This window comes from Oculatella sp. FACHB-28 (assembly GCF_014696015.1).
Lineage (GTDB): Bacteria > Cyanobacteriota > Cyanobacteriia > Elainellales > Elainellaceae > JAAUTN01.
In genome coordinates this window covers 24,221-39,794 of sequence record NZ_JACJPJ010000065.1, presented here as the reverse complement: position 1 = coordinate 39,794, position 15,574 = coordinate 24,221, and the positions used below count along the sequence as shown (strand labels likewise).

Annotated in this window: 14 protein-coding genes; 7 read left to right on the top strand and 7 right to left on the bottom strand. The window is 46.9% G+C overall.

The annotated features are described in order from the left end of the window. Positions 1–401 precede the first annotated feature (401 nt). Positions 402–1,169 carry a response regulator gene (locus H6F88_RS13730; RefSeq protein WP_190643316.1) on the top strand — a complete coding sequence of 256 codons (768 nt, stop codon included), beginning with the start codon at positions 402–404 and terminating at the stop codon, positions 1,167–1,169. Positions 1,170–1,176: 7 nt separating this feature from the next. On the opposite strand, the gene H6F88_RS13725 is transcribed toward H6F88_RS13730, so the two are convergent. Both H6F88_RS13725 and H6F88_RS13720 read right to left on the bottom strand, forming a co-directional pair. Then, positions 1,177–1,941, bottom strand: coding sequence for an ATP-binding cassette domain-containing protein (locus H6F88_RS13725; protein WP_190643315.1), 765 nt, complete (start codon positions 1,939–1,941; stop codon positions 1,177–1,179). A 15-nt stretch (positions 1,942–1,956) separates the two neighbouring features. Further along, positions 1,957–2,574 (bottom strand): hypothetical protein, encoded by a 618-nt coding sequence (locus tag H6F88_RS13720; protein WP_242042338.1) that lies wholly within the window; start codon positions 2,572–2,574, stop codon positions 1,957–1,959. Positions 2,575–2,788: 214 nt separating this feature from the next. Between H6F88_RS13720 and H6F88_RS13715 the strand changes: the two genes are divergently transcribed. Beyond that, a complete protein-coding gene (locus H6F88_RS13715) occupies positions 2,789–3,076 on the top strand; it encodes an STAS domain-containing protein (RefSeq protein ID WP_190643314.1) in 288 nt (95 codons plus the stop codon). Between the two features lie 71 nt (positions 3,077–3,147). Here H6F88_RS13715 and H6F88_RS13710 read toward each other — a convergent pair whose 3' ends face one another. Next, positions 3,148–3,585: a DUF4079 domain-containing protein gene (locus H6F88_RS13710; protein ID WP_190643313.1), complete on the bottom strand. Its 438-nt coding sequence runs from the start codon at positions 3,583–3,585 to the stop codon at positions 3,148–3,150. A 248-nt stretch (positions 3,586–3,833) separates the two neighbouring features. Beyond that, positions 3,834–4,175 carry a DUF1830 domain-containing protein gene (locus H6F88_RS13705; RefSeq protein WP_190643312.1) on the bottom strand — a complete coding sequence of 114 codons (342 nt, stop codon included), beginning with the start codon at positions 4,173–4,175 and terminating at the stop codon, positions 3,834–3,836. 522 nt (positions 4,176–4,697) lie between these two features. On the opposite strand from H6F88_RS13705, the gene H6F88_RS13700 reads away from it, so the two are divergent. From H6F88_RS13700 to H6F88_RS13690, 3 genes are all read left to right on the top strand, one after another. Further along, entirely contained in the window at positions 4,698–6,308 is a 1,611-nt protein-coding gene (locus H6F88_RS13700) for a photosystem II high light acclimation radical SAM protein (protein WP_190643311.1), read from the top strand. A gap of 46 nt (positions 6,309–6,354) precedes the next feature. Beyond that, the gene (locus H6F88_RS13695; protein WP_190643310.1) at positions 6,355–7,809 is read left to right on the top strand and encodes a DICT sensory domain-containing protein; all 1,455 of its coding nucleotides are present in this window, start codon (positions 6,355–6,357) and stop codon (positions 7,807–7,809) included. A gap of 71 nt (positions 7,810–7,880) precedes the next feature. Next, positions 7,881–8,519 (top strand): pentapeptide repeat-containing protein, encoded by a 639-nt coding sequence (locus H6F88_RS13690; RefSeq protein WP_190643309.1) that lies wholly within the window; start codon positions 7,881–7,883, stop codon positions 8,517–8,519. A gap of 218 nt (positions 8,520–8,737) precedes the next feature. On the opposite strand, the gene H6F88_RS13685 is transcribed toward H6F88_RS13690, so the two are convergent. After that, positions 8,738–9,214, bottom strand: a complete 477-nt coding sequence (locus H6F88_RS13685) for a DUF4079 domain-containing protein (RefSeq protein WP_190643308.1) — start codon at positions 9,212–9,214, stop codon at positions 8,738–8,740. A 583-nt stretch (positions 9,215–9,797) separates the two neighbouring features. Between H6F88_RS13685 and H6F88_RS13680 the strand changes: the two genes are divergently transcribed. Both H6F88_RS13680 and H6F88_RS13675 read left to right on the top strand, forming a co-directional pair. Next, positions 9,798–12,347 carry a PAS domain S-box protein gene (locus tag H6F88_RS13680; RefSeq protein WP_190643307.1) on the top strand — a complete coding sequence of 850 codons (2,550 nt, stop codon included), beginning with the start codon at positions 9,798–9,800 and terminating at the stop codon, positions 12,345–12,347. A 14-nt stretch (positions 12,348–12,361) separates the two neighbouring features. Then, on the top strand, positions 12,362–14,113 hold the full coding sequence (locus tag H6F88_RS13675) for a GGDEF domain-containing response regulator (RefSeq protein ID WP_190643306.1): 1,752 nt from the start codon (positions 12,362–12,364) through the stop codon (positions 14,111–14,113). A gap of 11 nt (positions 14,114–14,124) precedes the next feature. Here H6F88_RS13675 and H6F88_RS13670 read toward each other — a convergent pair whose 3' ends face one another. After that, positions 14,125–15,000, bottom strand: coding sequence for an SDR family oxidoreductase (locus tag H6F88_RS13670; RefSeq protein ID WP_190643305.1), 876 nt, complete (start codon positions 14,998–15,000; stop codon positions 14,125–14,127). A 141-nt stretch (positions 15,001–15,141) separates the two neighbouring features. Continuing rightward, positions 15,142–15,492, bottom strand: a complete 351-nt coding sequence (locus H6F88_RS13665) for a hypothetical protein (protein ID WP_190643304.1) — start codon at positions 15,490–15,492, stop codon at positions 15,142–15,144. Positions 15,493–15,574 lie beyond the last annotated feature (82 nt).

The window sequence follows — 15,574 nt, the reverse complement described above, 5'->3', positions numbered from 1 at the left end:
GACTTGGTCCTTTGAATGTATCGTAAATAGGCAATCGTAAACAAGTAACCGCTAATAAGCTGATTTTTTACTATCTAAACTACAGGGATTGGCGGACTGGTAGGAACACACTTTTTTGACAGCTAGTAGGATGAGTTGTGAGGCGCGAGCGCCAGCAAAACGGAGATTAAGTAACCTTGGTAGAGCTAATCCACTAAATTCATTCTAACCTCAGGTGCTTCTATCCACCGTCCCTCAATTGGATTATGCCCAAATGGACATTACATCTCCAGCTCAAATATTTAAGCTACAGAACGTAATAGCTCGGAGATACAGTGACGGGTAGGGTAGCAGCAGTTACAAAACCTTGACAGTTGCTCTGATAACCTTAAATCCGCTGACTTCGAGGAAAGCTTAGCATTGTGGGATCTGTTTGCATCCAAATTGTTGAGGGAAATCCTCATTTGCGATCGCTGCTCGGCTGGCACTTGCAGCAAGTAGGCTATTGGGTTCATCAATCGGCTGACATTCATCAAGCCCGAGAGGTGTTTCACAATCGTCAACCAACGCTGGTGATCCTGGACTCTGAGCTGCCGGACGGAGATGGGTTAGAGTTTTGTCGCTGGCTTCAACAGCAGCAGCAGGCATTAATATTGATGCTGTCTGCCCGAAATACTGAAGCAGACATCGTGAATGGGCTACGTGCGGGTGCCGATGACTACCTAACCAAGCCCTTTGGGATGCAGGAGTTTTTAGCTAGAGTCGAAGCTCTGACTCGACGCAGCCGCACAACTGCTGCTCCAGCTTTGCTTGACTACGGCGATTTAAAGATAGACCTGATCCAGCGTCGAGTTCGCTTTAAAAGCGATCTAATTGAGTTAACTCCTCAGGAATTTAGTCTGCTCTATGTTTTAGCCCAGGCAGGAGGTTTGCCGCTCAGCCGTTCAGAGCTGTTGCGGAAAGCCTGGCCTGACGCCATCGACAACCATCGTACGGTTGACACCCATGTTCTTTCGCTACGCAAAAAAATTGAGGTCGATCCCAGGCAGCCTAACCTGATCCAGACAGTTCGTAACGTGGGCTATCGGTTCAACGTCGAAGTAGTGGGCTCCAACGGAATACCGGGCGATCGCCACTCCGTCTCAAAGAATGCCATACGTCCGCTATCAAAAGTAGTGGAAAGCCGCTGAAACAGGACTACTCCCATTCTTTAGCTATCTCAGCCTCGGCTTGAATTAAAGTCTGTTTCAGGTCGTTCCAGTCTGCCTTTTCGGCATCCAAGTCTTGAGCTAAGTTGCCCTGTTGCAGATATAGCACTCTGGTACAAAACTGCTCAGCTAACTCTAGCTGATGGTTCACCATCAAAATCGTCATTTGACCAGATTTAGCCCAGTCTGATAGAACGCTAACCACGTAAGCCGCTCGACCCGCATCCAGGGCAGAGGTAGGTTCATCTAACAGCAGCACTTCAGGCTGAGCGACCATAGCCCGGGCGATCGCTACAAGCTGTCGTTGCCCTACAGAAAGCTGTAGCTCCGTCCGGTCTAGCCACTCTAGAGGAATGTGCAAGCGCTCAGTCCACTCATCAACCCGTTGCTGCATTTGGGAGCGCTCCATGCCCCGCAGCCGCAGCGGATACATCAGCGCCTCTCGCACAGTCATTCCCAAAAGTTTAGACTCTTGCAGCACCAGCATAATTTGCTGCCGCAACTGTAAGACCGGGATCTGTCGAATCTCGCGATCGCCAAAATAGATTTGCCCTTGAGTAACTTCACTTAGCCGATTGAGCAACTTCAGCAAAGACGTTTTGCCTGCCCCGGACGGGCCGATTAAAGCAATGCGATCGCCGCGAAGAATTTCACAGGAAATATCTTGTAAAAGACATTGTGAACCTATGCCAGATACCAGACTGACTTGCTGTAGTCGCAGTTGAGTAGAACCTGAACGAGCTGAACTGGGCATCCGTAATAATTGCGATTAAATTAAGTTTCCTTGAAGCAAGGCAGTCCAGATTGTCCAGCCATCGACTATCAGCAACAACAGCGTAAATACCAACAAAATTAGGTACATCCAGGGTTGCGCCAGAGGGCGAACATCCGTCGTATCAATTCCCGTTTCAGCTTGCACTCGCTCAACTAGCTTGGCAAATCCAGCCACTCGCATAGGCAGTAGATAGGCTTCTCCCGACTGACTCAAGAAATAATAAACTAGCCCACCCTGCCCGGTAGAACGAGGCTTTAACGCTTTCACCTCTGACCAAGGCAGAGACCATCCCTTTCGCCAAAAATTGGGGACCCAGCCTGGGTATGCAACTTGAATCCCCTGATCGTTCAAAATCACGCCCTCACTCAAGGCTGCGTAGAGTCCTAGCCAGCCGATTACCAGCCCTATTATCAATAGTTGGGGCGGCACAGGAGACGCTGTTACCTGTGCTAAAAACGGCAGCGGTAAGGTGAGTGCCAGGTATAGCAACGTTAGCGTCAGCCGAATTAATGGTGAAATTCTTAGCACTAATTCGGCTTGTTGATTAGCCGCAGTTTGGCGAGAGGTTTGAAGGTTAGGGGGTTGAGTTGGATCAAGCTGAGGCTGATTCATGGAAGCACAACACAATGAGGAAAAAAGAGCAAACTTTAACAAGACTCCGAAACTCAACGAGCAGATTTACGGAGTTCTGATGTTAACAAACTAGTATTTTCACCAGAACACCCTACTTCACCCAGCAAAGAAAGACAGAATCTCACCGATGCTAGATCAGCGGTCCATCCAGTTATATCGAATTATCTAACCTCATTACCTATTTACTCCTCCTATGACCTCTACCTATGCATTAGTGACAGTTCGTGTACCAAAACGGGTTGATGCTTGGACAGCTCCTTTTCTTGCACAAGATTTGGAAGAGAAGATTCAAGAAGGCATCTCCATCGTGCTTGACCTGACTCAAACCCAGTTCATTGAACCCAGTAGCGCCAATGTTTTGCTTGAAGGGTTGATCAAGTCTAGGGCGCGTCACGCTCGAATGACGCTACGCGGGGTTAGCCCTCAAGTCAAAGTTGTCTTAGAAATGGCAGGGGTATTAAAACACTTTCGCCGCAAATAAAGCCTATATACACATTCAGTGATTGAGGGTGAGAGGTTAATCGTCTCGCCCTCAACCATTTGAGATCCGGGTCAGGGTAAATACTTTTGCACAACGTTCCAGCCCGTCAGCGAAACGGCAACGAAACCTAGTAGGAGAGTGATGTTAGTACCGATGTGGAGCGGGCGTGCCCAGGGGTGTTTTGGACTAATTTGCGTTGCACTCCAAGCTGAGAGCAGTGTTAACGCCACCACAGTCAGTCCGGCTGGTAAATGTACAGAATGTCCTAGATTGCCGTAGTAACCAACTGTACCAACTAAACCGACCGCCAGCAGCAGCAAGACTAGCACAACCATCGTCCCTCCTATTCCGTAATGGAGAGGGCGCAGCCACTTAGGTCGTCCTTGCCGCTGCTGACGACTGTAAAAAAGCCAGGTTCCAGTTGCCGCTAGCAGAACATAAGCCAACAGGGATAATCCCATTGACCAAGCTGCAATGCGCCACAACCAAAGGAAGGAGGGTAGATTCAAGGGACGGATTCGAGAGACAGCTTCCTATAATCTTATAGCGGTTCGTATTCGCACTAAAACCGAAGCATGAATCTTGGAGGATGGATACCCTAACACCTCACATGCATAGGAAACTGCTATTTCTGCCTGCTTTTATAGATAATGATCCTAAAAAAATTGCGAAAGCACACCTAACCTAAGCAGACCTTTCAAAACCCACTGTAGGGATACGTTTGCTTAAATCTCTACTGGCTTTCTAGATTTTTTCATCAACACGTAACTTTTGCCAAAGGCTCTTCAATCGCCAGGGTGGCGATCGCCTCTGTCTCTACTAGGTCAGGTTCCTCTTCTATTTCTTCTTCGACTTGGAGGCGATCGCACGGGATGCGATCAGACAAAATCGCACTAGCCATCATGCCAGTATGAATTTCCAAATGAGCGTGAGGTAGGGATTCAAACACCAAACGCTGTCCTGGAAAAACTACGCGCTCAAAGTACCAGTTAGGAACGTTGGTCACGCGGACAATCTGGATCTTGTTCGTTGCATTCACGTAGCAGCAAAGGATTTGGCTTGAGCTATCGGAAGGTAGGGGATCAAAGATTTGTGCCATGACTGTGGGAGGAGCTTTGCACCGGAACTAAGGGTCGTATCGGAACATTAACATTCCGCGATCCCTGCTGCTGTAAACCCGACTACCAACCCCCCAGTGCCTGATGCTCCACAGATCAGATTCAAGTCAAGTTACCTAAAGTGCTTGAGTTTGGCGGTTCCAAACGATTTTCGGCTATTCTTTCGACCCAGACGCGAACCAACTATCTAATAAGGGTAAATTCGTCTGAGCTTTGGCTGAGTCTGCAATTTGCCTCCGAGGATGAGCATACTCCAATTCGGGATTATTTTTGAGCATCATGCAACAGCCGAGAGTCAGTGGTATCGTAAAGTTATATAAATTAGTTTTCAGAATCTTACCAAAACAAACTCTGGTCGTGAAGATGGGAAGCGATCGCTCTTAGGCTAGACTCACCAATCAAAATCTTCAGCCCCCACTTGATCCAAACTTTTCAGATCCTTGTTATTTTTCTCCATTGCTGATTTCTCCTCTGTTTACTGTCAATAGCGCCTTAGACTGCTAATGAACCCGCAAGAGCTACCGTTAAGCAAAGTTTCCTCAGAAGATCGAATTCTGTACGTGCGGCTACCCTGTAATCCAATCTTTCCGGTTGGTGTAGTTTACCTAGCTGACCACGTTCACAAACTGTTTCCAACCGTTGCACAGCGAATTTTTGACTTAGGCACTGTACCGCCTTTAGACTTCAGCTCCGCTCTAGATGCTTGCATCGATGAGTTTCAGCCAACGCTATTGGTATTCTCCTGGCGAGACATTCAGATCTATGCTCCCGTAGGTGGGCGGGGCGGAAACCCGTTGCAAAACGCTTTTGAGTTTTATTACGCTCGTAACCCGCTACTCAGGCTACGAGGGGCGATCGGCGGACTACGGATGGCAACCTCCTATCTTGTAGAGCTTCAGCGCAACTCAAACTTGATCAGGCGCGGCTTACAGCGAGCTAGGAAACATCAGAGCAACGTTCGCATAGTCGTGGGTGGCGGAGCCGTTAGTGTCTTTTATGAGCAGCTAGGTACAATGCTGCCAAAAGGCTCAATCATCTCAGTCGGTGAAGGAGAAGTTTTGCTGGAGCGGCTCTTGCAAGGTCAAGACTTTTCCGATCAGCGTTGCTACGTCGTCGGTGAGACAACTCCCCGTGAACGGATGGTTCACGAGCAGCCTGATCCCATCGAGAAAACTGCTTGTAATTACGATTACATCGCAAGCATCTGGACAGAGTTTGAATACTACCTACAAGAAAGCGACTTCTACGTTGGCGTACAAACCAAACGCGGCTGTCCCCACAACTGCTGCTACTGCGTTTACACCGTCGTTGAAGGAAAGCAAGTGCGGATCAATCCTGCCGATGAAGTGGTAAAGGAGATGCGCCAGCTTTATGACCGGGGTGTGCGAAACTTCTGGTTTACTGATGCTCAATTCATTCCAGCACGACGATTTATGGATGATGCAGTCGAGCTACTGCAAAAGATCCTGGATGCGGGTATGACAGATATTCATTGGGCTGCTTACATTCGGGCAGATAATCTGACCCCAGAACTGTGCGACCTGATGACAAAAACAGGCATGAACTACTTTGAGATCGGCATCACCAGCGGTTCCCAGGAGCTTGTTCGGAAGATGCGGATGGGCTATAACCTGCGAACCGTGCTGCAAAACTGCCGTGACCTGAAAGCGGCCGGATTCAACGATTTGGTTTCCGTAAATTACTCGTTTAATGTGATCGACGAAACCTTTGACACGATTCGGCAGACGATCGCCTATCACCGTGAGCTAGAGCGCATTTTTGGAGTAGACAAAGTAGAGCCTGCCATTTTCTTTATCGGACTACAACCTCACACTCACTTAGAGGATTACGCCTTTAAACACGACATCCTTAAGAAAGGCTATGACCCTTTGGCAATTCATTTACCTTGGGTAGCCAAAAAGCTACTCTGGAATCCAGAACCACTTGGCTCTTTTTTCGGGGAAGTTTGCCTGCAAGCTTGGCGGCGCAATCCTAATGATTTTGGACGAGAGGTCATGAAAATCTTAGAAGAACGGTTAGGAGTTGCTGATCTGGAAGAGGCTTTGAGTGCACCAATCGCCACTTCCGATCGACAATTAGCTGCCATATCGTAGATCAAGAGATATTTCAACGTTGTAAATCCTTCATTTAACCGCTGGCATGTTACAAGGCTCAATTTTACAAAAGCTAGGATCGGCCCACCAATCTGAAAAAACCGGAAAAAGACCACTCAATTTTGGCGTGTATTACAAAAATACATTGGTAGCACTCTGTCATGCGTTGGAAGATGCCATCCTTGATTCTGACTCTGCCCCCCTGGTGATTACAGCGTTTCAGCAAGGAAAGTGGTATTTACAAGAAGCCGATCGCTACGGTGAAATTGCTGATCAAGCCAGTCAAATTGTAATCATGGCGGCGGCTGGCACAGGTTTTGCCGAGCATCCGACCAGCCAGCGCTCGAACGTGGCTTTAGTAAACCTGGACAAAACAGACCCAGTAGCGCAAGAATGGCACCTGATCATTTTGTCGCCCAGTTACACAGCGATGGTGCTGTGTCAGGAGTTATCCGAGGCAGATTATGGTGCTGCTGGAGTGCCCCAGAACGATCTAGAGCGCAAGTTTTATGGGTTTTGGACGTTTGAGTCGGGTTTGGTGCTAGAAACAGCAGAGCTAGCGATCGCCCACATTCACCGCTACGACCCAGAGCTACAGCAAGCTCTGGCAGGTCAAGTCGAAGCGATCGCCACCTTAGCTCAGAACCAGGAAGCACGTTGTAACCAGCCATCTGCTGAGAACTTGGGTGAAATTGTTTTCCGGGTAGTGGATTATCTGCAAACTAGCCAGCAAAACCTGTCACAGCCCACTAGCTATGCTCTAAATGCCCAGCAGGGGCTAGACAACAATCTGGTTTCTAACGAATTGCAGGCCTACCTGCGGGTTGCACAACTGATCGACCAGTCAGATGTGAATAATCCAATGGCAGCAGCAGAGGTGGCGACCCTTGCAGAAGTAGTGGGTCAATTATTAGATCTTCCCGCATGGCAACTACACCGACTACGTTTAGCGGGGTTGCTGCATCGAATGGCCTTTCTACAAACCTTTGAGAGTGACCTGATATCTGGAACAGTTCACTACGATGACGCTCCTGGCGTACCGCTTAGCTGCCCACTTGTGCCTGGAACACAGGTGCTAAGAAAAATGCAGCGGCTCAGAGCGATCGCCACCATCATTACGCACCAAACCGAGTGGTGGAATGGCTCTGGTCAACCTGCCGGACTAGCTGGAGACGAAATTCCAGTTGAGTCCAGAATTTTGGGACTGGTAGCAGAATTTCAGCACTATCTAGCAGGATTTCGAGCAGAGGATAGCTCAGACAGCCTATCGAGGGCATTGAGTGAATGTCAGACCCAACAGGGCGACCGCTGGGACCCTAAAATTGTGGAAGCCTTGCAGCTTCTAGTCAGTGGACTTCAACAAGGCATAGACCTGCCCATCTCTCTACCTAAAATTGCTGCAGGACTGTGGATGTTAGATTCCCACTCTGAAGAAAATTTGCTTAACTTAGACAGCTACAGCGAAGCAGAACAGAATGCCTCCCTTAAAGTCAGTCAATAGATTACGGATGCATTCCCTGCATTAACCTACCTGTCAACCCAGTTCCTGTGAATAGCAAAGTGTAAATAGCAATGGATATTGAAGCAGTTCGTATAGGAAAACTTAAACAGCTAGCAGGAGTTGATCTGGAAGATGAAGACCTGACTCGTGCCGACTTGAGCGGGATAAACTTGGCAGGTGCTAATCTCGTAGGCGCTGACTTTAGCAACGCTGATCTCAGAGGAGGGCGACTCGACGGGGCAAATCTGGTTGGCGCTAAGCTCACCGGTTCGGATCTGCGAGCAAACTTTCTGGGCGCAAACCTGATGCAAGCAGACTTGACCGAAGCCGATTTACGGGGCAGCAATCTGCGTGGTTGCAATCTAATGCAAGCTCGGCTAGCCCGAACAACCTTTGCCGGAGCGTTCCTCAGTGGCGCAAACCTGATGGGTGTCAACCTTCAAGGAGTTGATCTGCGGAGTGCCGATCTACGGGGCGCGAACCTAAGTAATGCAAATCTTCAAGGTGCTAATCTCAATCAAGCTGACCTGCGCGGTACAAACCTAAGTGCAGCCAATTTAGAAGAGGCCGATCTGCGAGGTGCTAATCTAGCTGGTGCTGATTTAACTGAGGCAAATTTGCTTTGTGCTGACCTAGAGGGAACGAATTTGAGCGGTACCAGCTTTTCAGGAGCTTGTCTAATCGGTACAGCCTTGACCCCGACTACCTGAAACTCCTATTTCTGGAGTGATCTGTCATTAAAAAGTGGAGACACAGCTGCCTCCACTTCTTCACTCAAGAATTTAAGGACTTCGTTTTCATACTGATTTGATTTAAAGATACTGCAGATACGGGAGGGGCACACTACGGTGCGCCCCTAGAGAGATTAATATGTCGCGGAATCGGTTTAAATCGGTATCACCAGCGCTGATAGAACGCTAGAGATGCTCTATGCCGTCATGTTCTCCAAAATGCGCTGAATAATTTGCATTCCCGTAACAGCCTGCCAGCCAAACAAAGCTAACAGCCCAACGTTGAGCAGGATATGAGTGTAGCGTGCCCAATCCTGCCCTTTCTGCATGAAAGGAGAGAGTGAAGCAGAGGTAGCGACCAAACCTGTCATTCCCAAACCAACCAGTAGATGGGGTCCAAAGAACAACTTTCCGTTGTTGATGTAAGTTGCTGCCATCCCACCAATCGTACCGATGACCATAAAGGCAAGTAAAGCAGAACCGATTTGGTAGTGCTTAATGTTGAATTTTCCTTTAATCAGTTCTTTTTTGGCATCTCCCTCAGCTTTGCGAGTACGACGGATTTGAAAGCCTAAGTAGAGCGCATAGATGGCGATCGCCAACAGCACCCACATAATCACAGGGTGAACAAAGTTAAGCCAGGGTTTAATAGACTCAGGGATATCTAGACTCATAAAGCATTTAAGAGCAGTTAAGGAACTTTATAAAAGTTAGTACATTTTCGTTCATAAAACCAAGCTAGTTCAGCACATTTCTAAAGAAACTCTAAAATTTCTCAGTTTTTTGTTCTGATACGAATATTGCCTAGCAAAATTACCCCTCACATCAAAAAAGCTTGTTTAAGAGAAACGTCTAAAGATATGAGATTTTGTGATAGATGTCATATCCTTCGGGCACATCAATTCAGTACAGGTGGAAGAGTAAGTTTTGGCTATATCGATGGGCGATCGCTGCCTTCGTTCCGTCCAGGTCTTTTCTAAGTCTTTAATCCAAAAATTCTTAACCCTAAACCACGAGCAAATTCTATTTCAGGACATTCTTCAACGTAGCAACTAGTTATCTAGTTAGTGCAGAGCTCAGAGGTTAGCTTTGCTCAGTATTTGGGATAACTACGTGAAGGACTAGGACTCAACAAGTTTTGTCGGTTTCCAGATGCTCAAGTGCAAAGAGGTCTAAGTAGAAATGCTCAATGGCACTCAAAACCTGTTCAATTTTTCTGAACTTCCCTAACAGGGCAGCTTTACTTTTGATCCGGTTATGACCCAGACACAACAGACAGCAATTACTCAACCCATTCTTCAAGCTCTTCAGGGTTTACAAAAAACAGACGAGGCACTGCAAGCTACCGTCAATCAGCTGCATCTAGCTCTAAATGTTAGCTGTTGTCTGTTGGTCAGACCAGGTGCTGGACAAGTAATTATTAGTCAAGCCACCCCAAAAACCGATCTTTTTGCGGATACCCACTGCCTCCAATCTCATTTTCAGCTACAGCTAACTGAGGGAGATGCAGTAGTGTGCGATCGCCTCGACACCATCCTTTCCCCAGAAATTCAGCAATTTATTCAAACTAGTGAGATTGGTGCCACAGTTATAGTCCCGCTGGTCTGTCATCAATCTTATCTAGGAGAAATCAGCCTTTATCAGTGCAACCGTCCTCGTCAATGGACAGCAGCAGAATTAGATTTAGTGCAGCTAGCTGCAAAATACATGGCGATCGCCCTCTATCAAACGGAATTACACAAGCGTTTAGAACAAGCAGAGCAAACAGAAATAGCCCTGCGAGAAAGCGAAGAGCGTAAGCAGACAGAAATTGCGCTACGTCGGCGAGAGCAAGAATTTAGAGCTTTGGTTGAGCATTCCCCCGATGTGATTGCTCGCTTTGACCGAGACCTGCGACATCTTTACATTAATCCTGCTGTCACTCAAGCAACTGGCTTGTTGCCCGATTGCTTGATTGGTCGTACAAACCGAGAAGTATGGGGATCTCAGAACACTATAGCGATGTGGGAGAGGTCCTTGAGGGACGTTTTCTCAACAGGGCAATCCAAAACTATTGAATTTGAGTTGTCTACACCAGTAGGTACGAAATATCACCAGTCTCGTCTAGTTCCAGAGTTTGATAGCCAAGGCAAGGTTGAGTTTGTCCTTACGGTTTGTCGCGACGTCAGCGCCCTAAAACAGGTAGAATCAGCCCTTCGCCAAAGTGAAGAACAGTTTCGTCAGCTCGCTGAGAATATCGGTGAAGTTTTTTGGATCACTAGCTCAAATCGCAGCCAACTCATCTATGTCAGTCCTGCTTACGAGATGATTTGGGGACGTAGCTGTGAAAGCCTTTACGCTAACTCGCAGACTTGGATAGAGTCTATCCACCCAGAAGATCGTGAACACGTAGCAAACTTGGTTCAAGAGCAAGAACTACAGGACTGGGAAACAGAATATCGCGTGGTTCGCCCTGACCAGACTGTGCGTTGGATCCGCGATCGCGCCTTTCCCATTCGCGATGAATTAGGTGAGGTCTATCGCTTTGCTGGTATTGCAGAAGATACTACCTTAAGGAAGCAAGCAGAGCAGGAGTCTAAGTTACTCCAAACTATGACTCAAGCGATTCTTGAGTCAGAAGACTTTCACTCGGCGCTTCAGGTAGCGCTGCAGAAAGTTTGTGAAGCAACAACTTGGGCTATTGGAGAAGCATGGGTTCCCAATGCGGAAAAATCGGTCCTCGAATGTAGTCCTGTCTGGTACAGCAAAGTAGAAGGTTTGACTGAGTTTAGAACTATAAGTCGGGAGTTTGTTTTTCCACTTGGAGTTGGTCTCCCAGGTCGAGTTTGGGCAGCCAAGTACCCAGAGTGGTGCCGTGATGTTTCAACTGAAGCTAGCAACGTTTATCTGCGGGCTGAGCTCGCTTTGAATGCAGGACTCAAAGCTGCTCTAGGTATCCCGATTGTGGCAAACGATCGCGTGCTAGCAGTTCTAGTGTTTTACATGTTTGAAGCACGTGAAGAAGACCAACGACTCATTGAGTTAATTTCTGCCTCAACAGAGTTGGGCTTATTCATTCAACGCAAACAGGCAGAAGGCGAAATTCGTAAATCTCTGCTCAAAGAAAGAGAACTGAATCGGCTCAAATCTGACTTCATCTCGATGGTGTCCCACGAGTTCCGTACACCTTTAAGCAGCATTGTTTTGTCAGCCGAGCTTCTAGAAACCTATGGGCAACGGTGTACCGAGGAAAAGAGGCAAATTTATTTTCGGCGAATTCAAAACTCTACTCAACGCATTACCCAGCTATTAGAAAATGTGTTGTTCCTGGGACAATCCGAATCGGGAAGACTAGAGTTTAATCCCCAATTGGTGAACTTAGGGCACTTTTGCCAAAATTTGGTAGAGGAGCTACAACCCGATGAGGGTAGCCAACACTCCATTGCCTACATAAGTCAGGGAAATGGGGAGCAAGTTTATATGGATGAAAAATTGCTTCAACATATTTTTGGTAATTTGCTCTGCAACGCAATCAAGTACTCGCCGAAGGGTGGAGTGATTCGATTTGAACTTTTAACTCAAGTAGAAGAAGCGGTTTTTAAGGTGCAGGATACAGGCATCGGTATTCCTCTAGTAGATCAACTTAAATTGTTCGAGCCCTTTCATCGAGCAACCAATGTTGAAAAAATTGGCGGCACTGGGTTAGGGCTATCTATCGTTAAACAGTGTGTAGACTTGCACCGTGGACAGATTACGGTACAAAGTGAGGTAGGAGTGGGAACAACATTTACGGTTCGCCTTCCTTTGGGTCAATCAGTCGGAAGGTAAACAGGATAAAGATTATGCCCAAAATTTTGGTGATTGAAGACGGACTAGATGTCCGAGCCTGCATCATTGAGCTACTTGAAGTAGAGGGTTTTGAGGTAATTGCCGCAGAAACCAGCCCTGAGGGAATACGGCTTGCTCGGGAACTGTTACCAGATCTAATTTTGTGCGATGTCATGATGCCAGAGCTAGATGGCTATGAGGTGCTAACGGCTCTGCGACAGCACCCCATAACAGAGACAGTACCGTTTGTTTTTCTCACAGCTAAGGCAACCAAGTCTGATTTGCGGTATGGCATGGAATTGGGTGCTGATGATTATTTAACTAAACCTTTTACTCGTTCGGAACTGTTGGGTGCGATCGCCACACGCTTGGCTAAACGAAAAGCCTTTTCTCATCGATATGCAACCGATCTAAGTCAAGCAACTGAGTCTCTCAACCAACTCGCTTACTATGACAGCCTAACGGGTTTGCCTAACCGACTGATGCTAAGTGAACGCTTTCATCAGGTATTAGCTGAAACTGATGGAGTTCATTTACCCATTCCAGTTTTATATCTAGATATCAGTCAGTTCCGCCGAGTCAATAGCACATTAGGATATGAACTAGGCGATTATCTGCTTAGGACGATGGCAGAACGTTTGCAAGCTTTTGTTGGCTCTAGAAACTTAGTTGTTCGTTTGGGAGATGACGAGTTTGCCATCGTTCTGGGGACAATGGGCTTGGAATTATCTCAAACCCAAGACATTCATTCAGCGATCGCCCGTGTTGCTCAAAACTTGTTATGGGCCATGAGCCAGCCTTTTACGGTACAGGAGCGAACAGTTTTCTTAACAGGTTGCTTAGGAATTGCGGTCTATCCCGAAGATGGGAATGATATCGATACCCTGATTCGCCATGCAGACATTGCCATGCACGAGGCTAAAAGCCAGGGCAGTAGTCAGTTCAAAGTCTATCAACCCATAACCAAAGTTACATCTGACCAACTTGCGATTGAAGCCGATTTGCGTTATGCGTTAAAACGTTCAGAGCTTCAAGTCTACTATCAGCCTCAGATTAATCTTAAGACAAAGATGATCACAGGTGCAGAGGCTTTGCTGCGCTGGAAACATCCTCAACGAGGAATGATCTCACCAGCCGAATTTATTCCCTTGGCTGAGGCTACAGGTCTGATTGTTCCAATCGGGGCATGGGTTCTACAAACAGCCTGCCAGCAAACGAAGTTGTGGCAGGCTGAGGGATTTGACAATCTCCAAATTGCTGTTAATTTGTCGGCACATCAGTTTGGGCAACCCAAATTGTGCGAGGCGATCGCCCGAACACTTCAGCGAACTGGACTTGACCCTGCTCTGTTGGACTTGGAGTTGACTGAGAGTGCTTTAGTCCAGGATGTTGACTCCGCTATTGAAACCTTAAAACAATTGCGATCGCTGAGCATTCGAGTCTCTGTAGATGACTTTGGCACAGGCTATTCTTCCCTAAGTTATCTACAAAGATTTCCCTTTAATACTCTAAAAATCGATCGCACTTTTGTTAAAAGCATTAGCCAGGATGCCAAAAACGGTGCAATCACAACTGCAATCATTCAAATGGCACACCAACTTCAGCTACAGGTAATTGCAGAAGGCGTAGAAACCCCCGCAGAACTAGCATTTCTCAGCCAACATGATTGCGATCTAGCGCAAGGCTATTTGTTTAGTCCACCAGTATCAGCAGAAGCATTCACCGAACTACTGCACCGTCAAGCTCTAAGTTCCCAAAGGCAGTAACCCCAAATGAATTAGCCGTTGACTACGGTACCACCGTTAGGATGAATCACCTGTCCAGTAATATAGGATGAGTCATCTGACGCTAGAAACACGTAACTTGGAGCAACTTCTTCTGGCTGTCCGGCTCGCTTCATCGGCACCTGCTGCCCAAAGCTTTCTACTTTATCTTCAGGGAAAGTCGCAGGGATCAGAGGTGTCCAGATCGGACCAGGAGCAACTGCATTCACTCGGATTTTTTTCTCGACTAATGCTTGAGACAAAGAGCGAGTAAACGCAACAATGGCACCTTTTGTAGAAGAATAGTCCAGCAGTTCAGGGCTTCCCTTGTATGCGGTTACAGAAGTTGTGTTAACGATCGCACTGCCTTCTTTTAGGTGAGGTAGAGCAGCTTTGGTGAGATAAAACATTGAGAAGATGTTAGTTCGAAAAGTTCGCTCTAGTTGCTCTGCACTAATCTTTTCAATGCTATCTTGTGGATGCTGTTCGGCAGCGTTGTTGATCAGGATATCGATTTGTCCAAATTCGTCGACAGTTTGCTGAATTAACTGCTGACAAAACTGCTCGTCTCCAATGTCGCCCGCCATTGAGACACACTGAGCACCTTCCTGCTCAACTTGCTGTTTTGTTTTCTCAGCATCCTCGTGTTCATTTAGGTAGGCAATCGCGACTTTTGCTCCTTCTTTAGCAAAAGCAAGTGCAACAGCACGCCCAATCCCGCTATCACCACCCGTAATTAGAGCAACTTTATCTTTGAGTTTATTGCTGCCTTGATAGCTCGAATCTTGAGCTTGAGGTTTAGGATTCATTGCCTCCTCGCTTCCAGGTTGCTGCTCCTGATGCTGAGGGGGTTGCTGTGCTTTTTCCTTGGTTTTCTGCTTCTGAGGCATTGTTTTATATCCTAACTATTGGGAACTAAACTGCAATTTATTCAAACATTCACTTTGGCATGCACACCAACTAAGAGTTTCAGTAGTGCAAATTAAACTCACTACTGAAACTCTTAGTAATTCAGGACTACTTATCTTTACTTACCACCAGACACGGTTGCCATCTTCATCGACACGAGCTTGGCGAATGACATCTGAAATCTCTTCTGCATCTTTTACATGATGTAGAGCTTTCTTTTCGCCATCCGGTTCATCTACGATGAAATAAGTTGGAACGGTGATATGATCACCTGTAATATCTGCAGTATCTACAGCGACCTGTTGTGCTTTTTCTTCAATGGTTTGAGGTTCATCGGAAATGCGATCGCCAGGGTTAGCTGTCAGGTGCTTTCCACCCTTACGCATCTCTTCCTTAATCGCTTTTTTCTGCTCTGGTTTAACGTCTTCTGGTTGGGTGGGTTGTTTAATTTGATCGTTGTTTTGCTTATCCATAACAGAAGCTTTAATGAGTTGATATGGTTGTCTTTTCTGTCATAATGCTAGGAAAACAGAGACAATCATACCTCCTTCAAAT

Bases quoted from the DNA above. Each gene is read 5' to 3' on its own strand.
- H6F88_RS13670 (WP_190643305.1), bottom strand. From the start codon at position 15,000: ATGCCTCAGAAGCAGAAAACCAAGGAAAAAGCACAGCAACCCCCTCAG.
- H6F88_RS13685 (WP_190643308.1), bottom strand. From the start codon at position 9,214: ATGAGTCTAGATATCCCTGAGTCTATTAAACCCTGGCTTAACTTTGTT.
- H6F88_RS13705 (WP_190643312.1), bottom strand. From the start codon at position 4,175: ATGGCACAAATCTTTGATCCCCTACCTTCCGATAGCTCAAGCCAAATC.
- H6F88_RS13695 (WP_190643310.1), top strand. From the start codon at position 6,355: ATGTTACAAGGCTCAATTTTACAAAAGCTAGGATCGGCCCACCAATCT.
- H6F88_RS13690 (WP_190643309.1), top strand. From the start codon at position 7,881: ATGGATATTGAAGCAGTTCGTATAGGAAAACTTAAACAGCTAGCAGGA.
- H6F88_RS13700 (WP_190643311.1), top strand. From the start codon at position 4,698: ATGAACCCGCAAGAGCTACCGTTAAGCAAAGTTTCCTCAGAAGATCGA.
- H6F88_RS13725 (WP_190643315.1), bottom strand. From the start codon at position 1,941: ATGCCCAGTTCAGCTCGTTCAGGTTCTACTCAACTGCGACTACAGCAA.
- H6F88_RS13675 (WP_190643306.1), top strand. From the start codon at position 12,362: ATGCCCAAAATTTTGGTGATTGAAGACGGACTAGATGTCCGAGCCTGC.
- H6F88_RS13680 (WP_190643307.1), top strand. From the start codon at position 9,798: ATGACCCAGACACAACAGACAGCAATTACTCAACCCATTCTTCAAGCT.
- H6F88_RS13665 (WP_190643304.1), bottom strand. From the start codon at position 15,492: ATGGATAAGCAAAACAACGATCAAATTAAACAACCCACCCAACCAGAA.
- H6F88_RS13720 (WP_242042338.1), bottom strand. From the start codon at position 2,574: ATGAATCAGCCTCAGCTTGATCCAACTCAACCCCCTAACCTTCAAACC.
- H6F88_RS13715 (WP_190643314.1), top strand. From the start codon at position 2,789: ATGACCTCTACCTATGCATTAGTGACAGTTCGTGTACCAAAACGGGTT.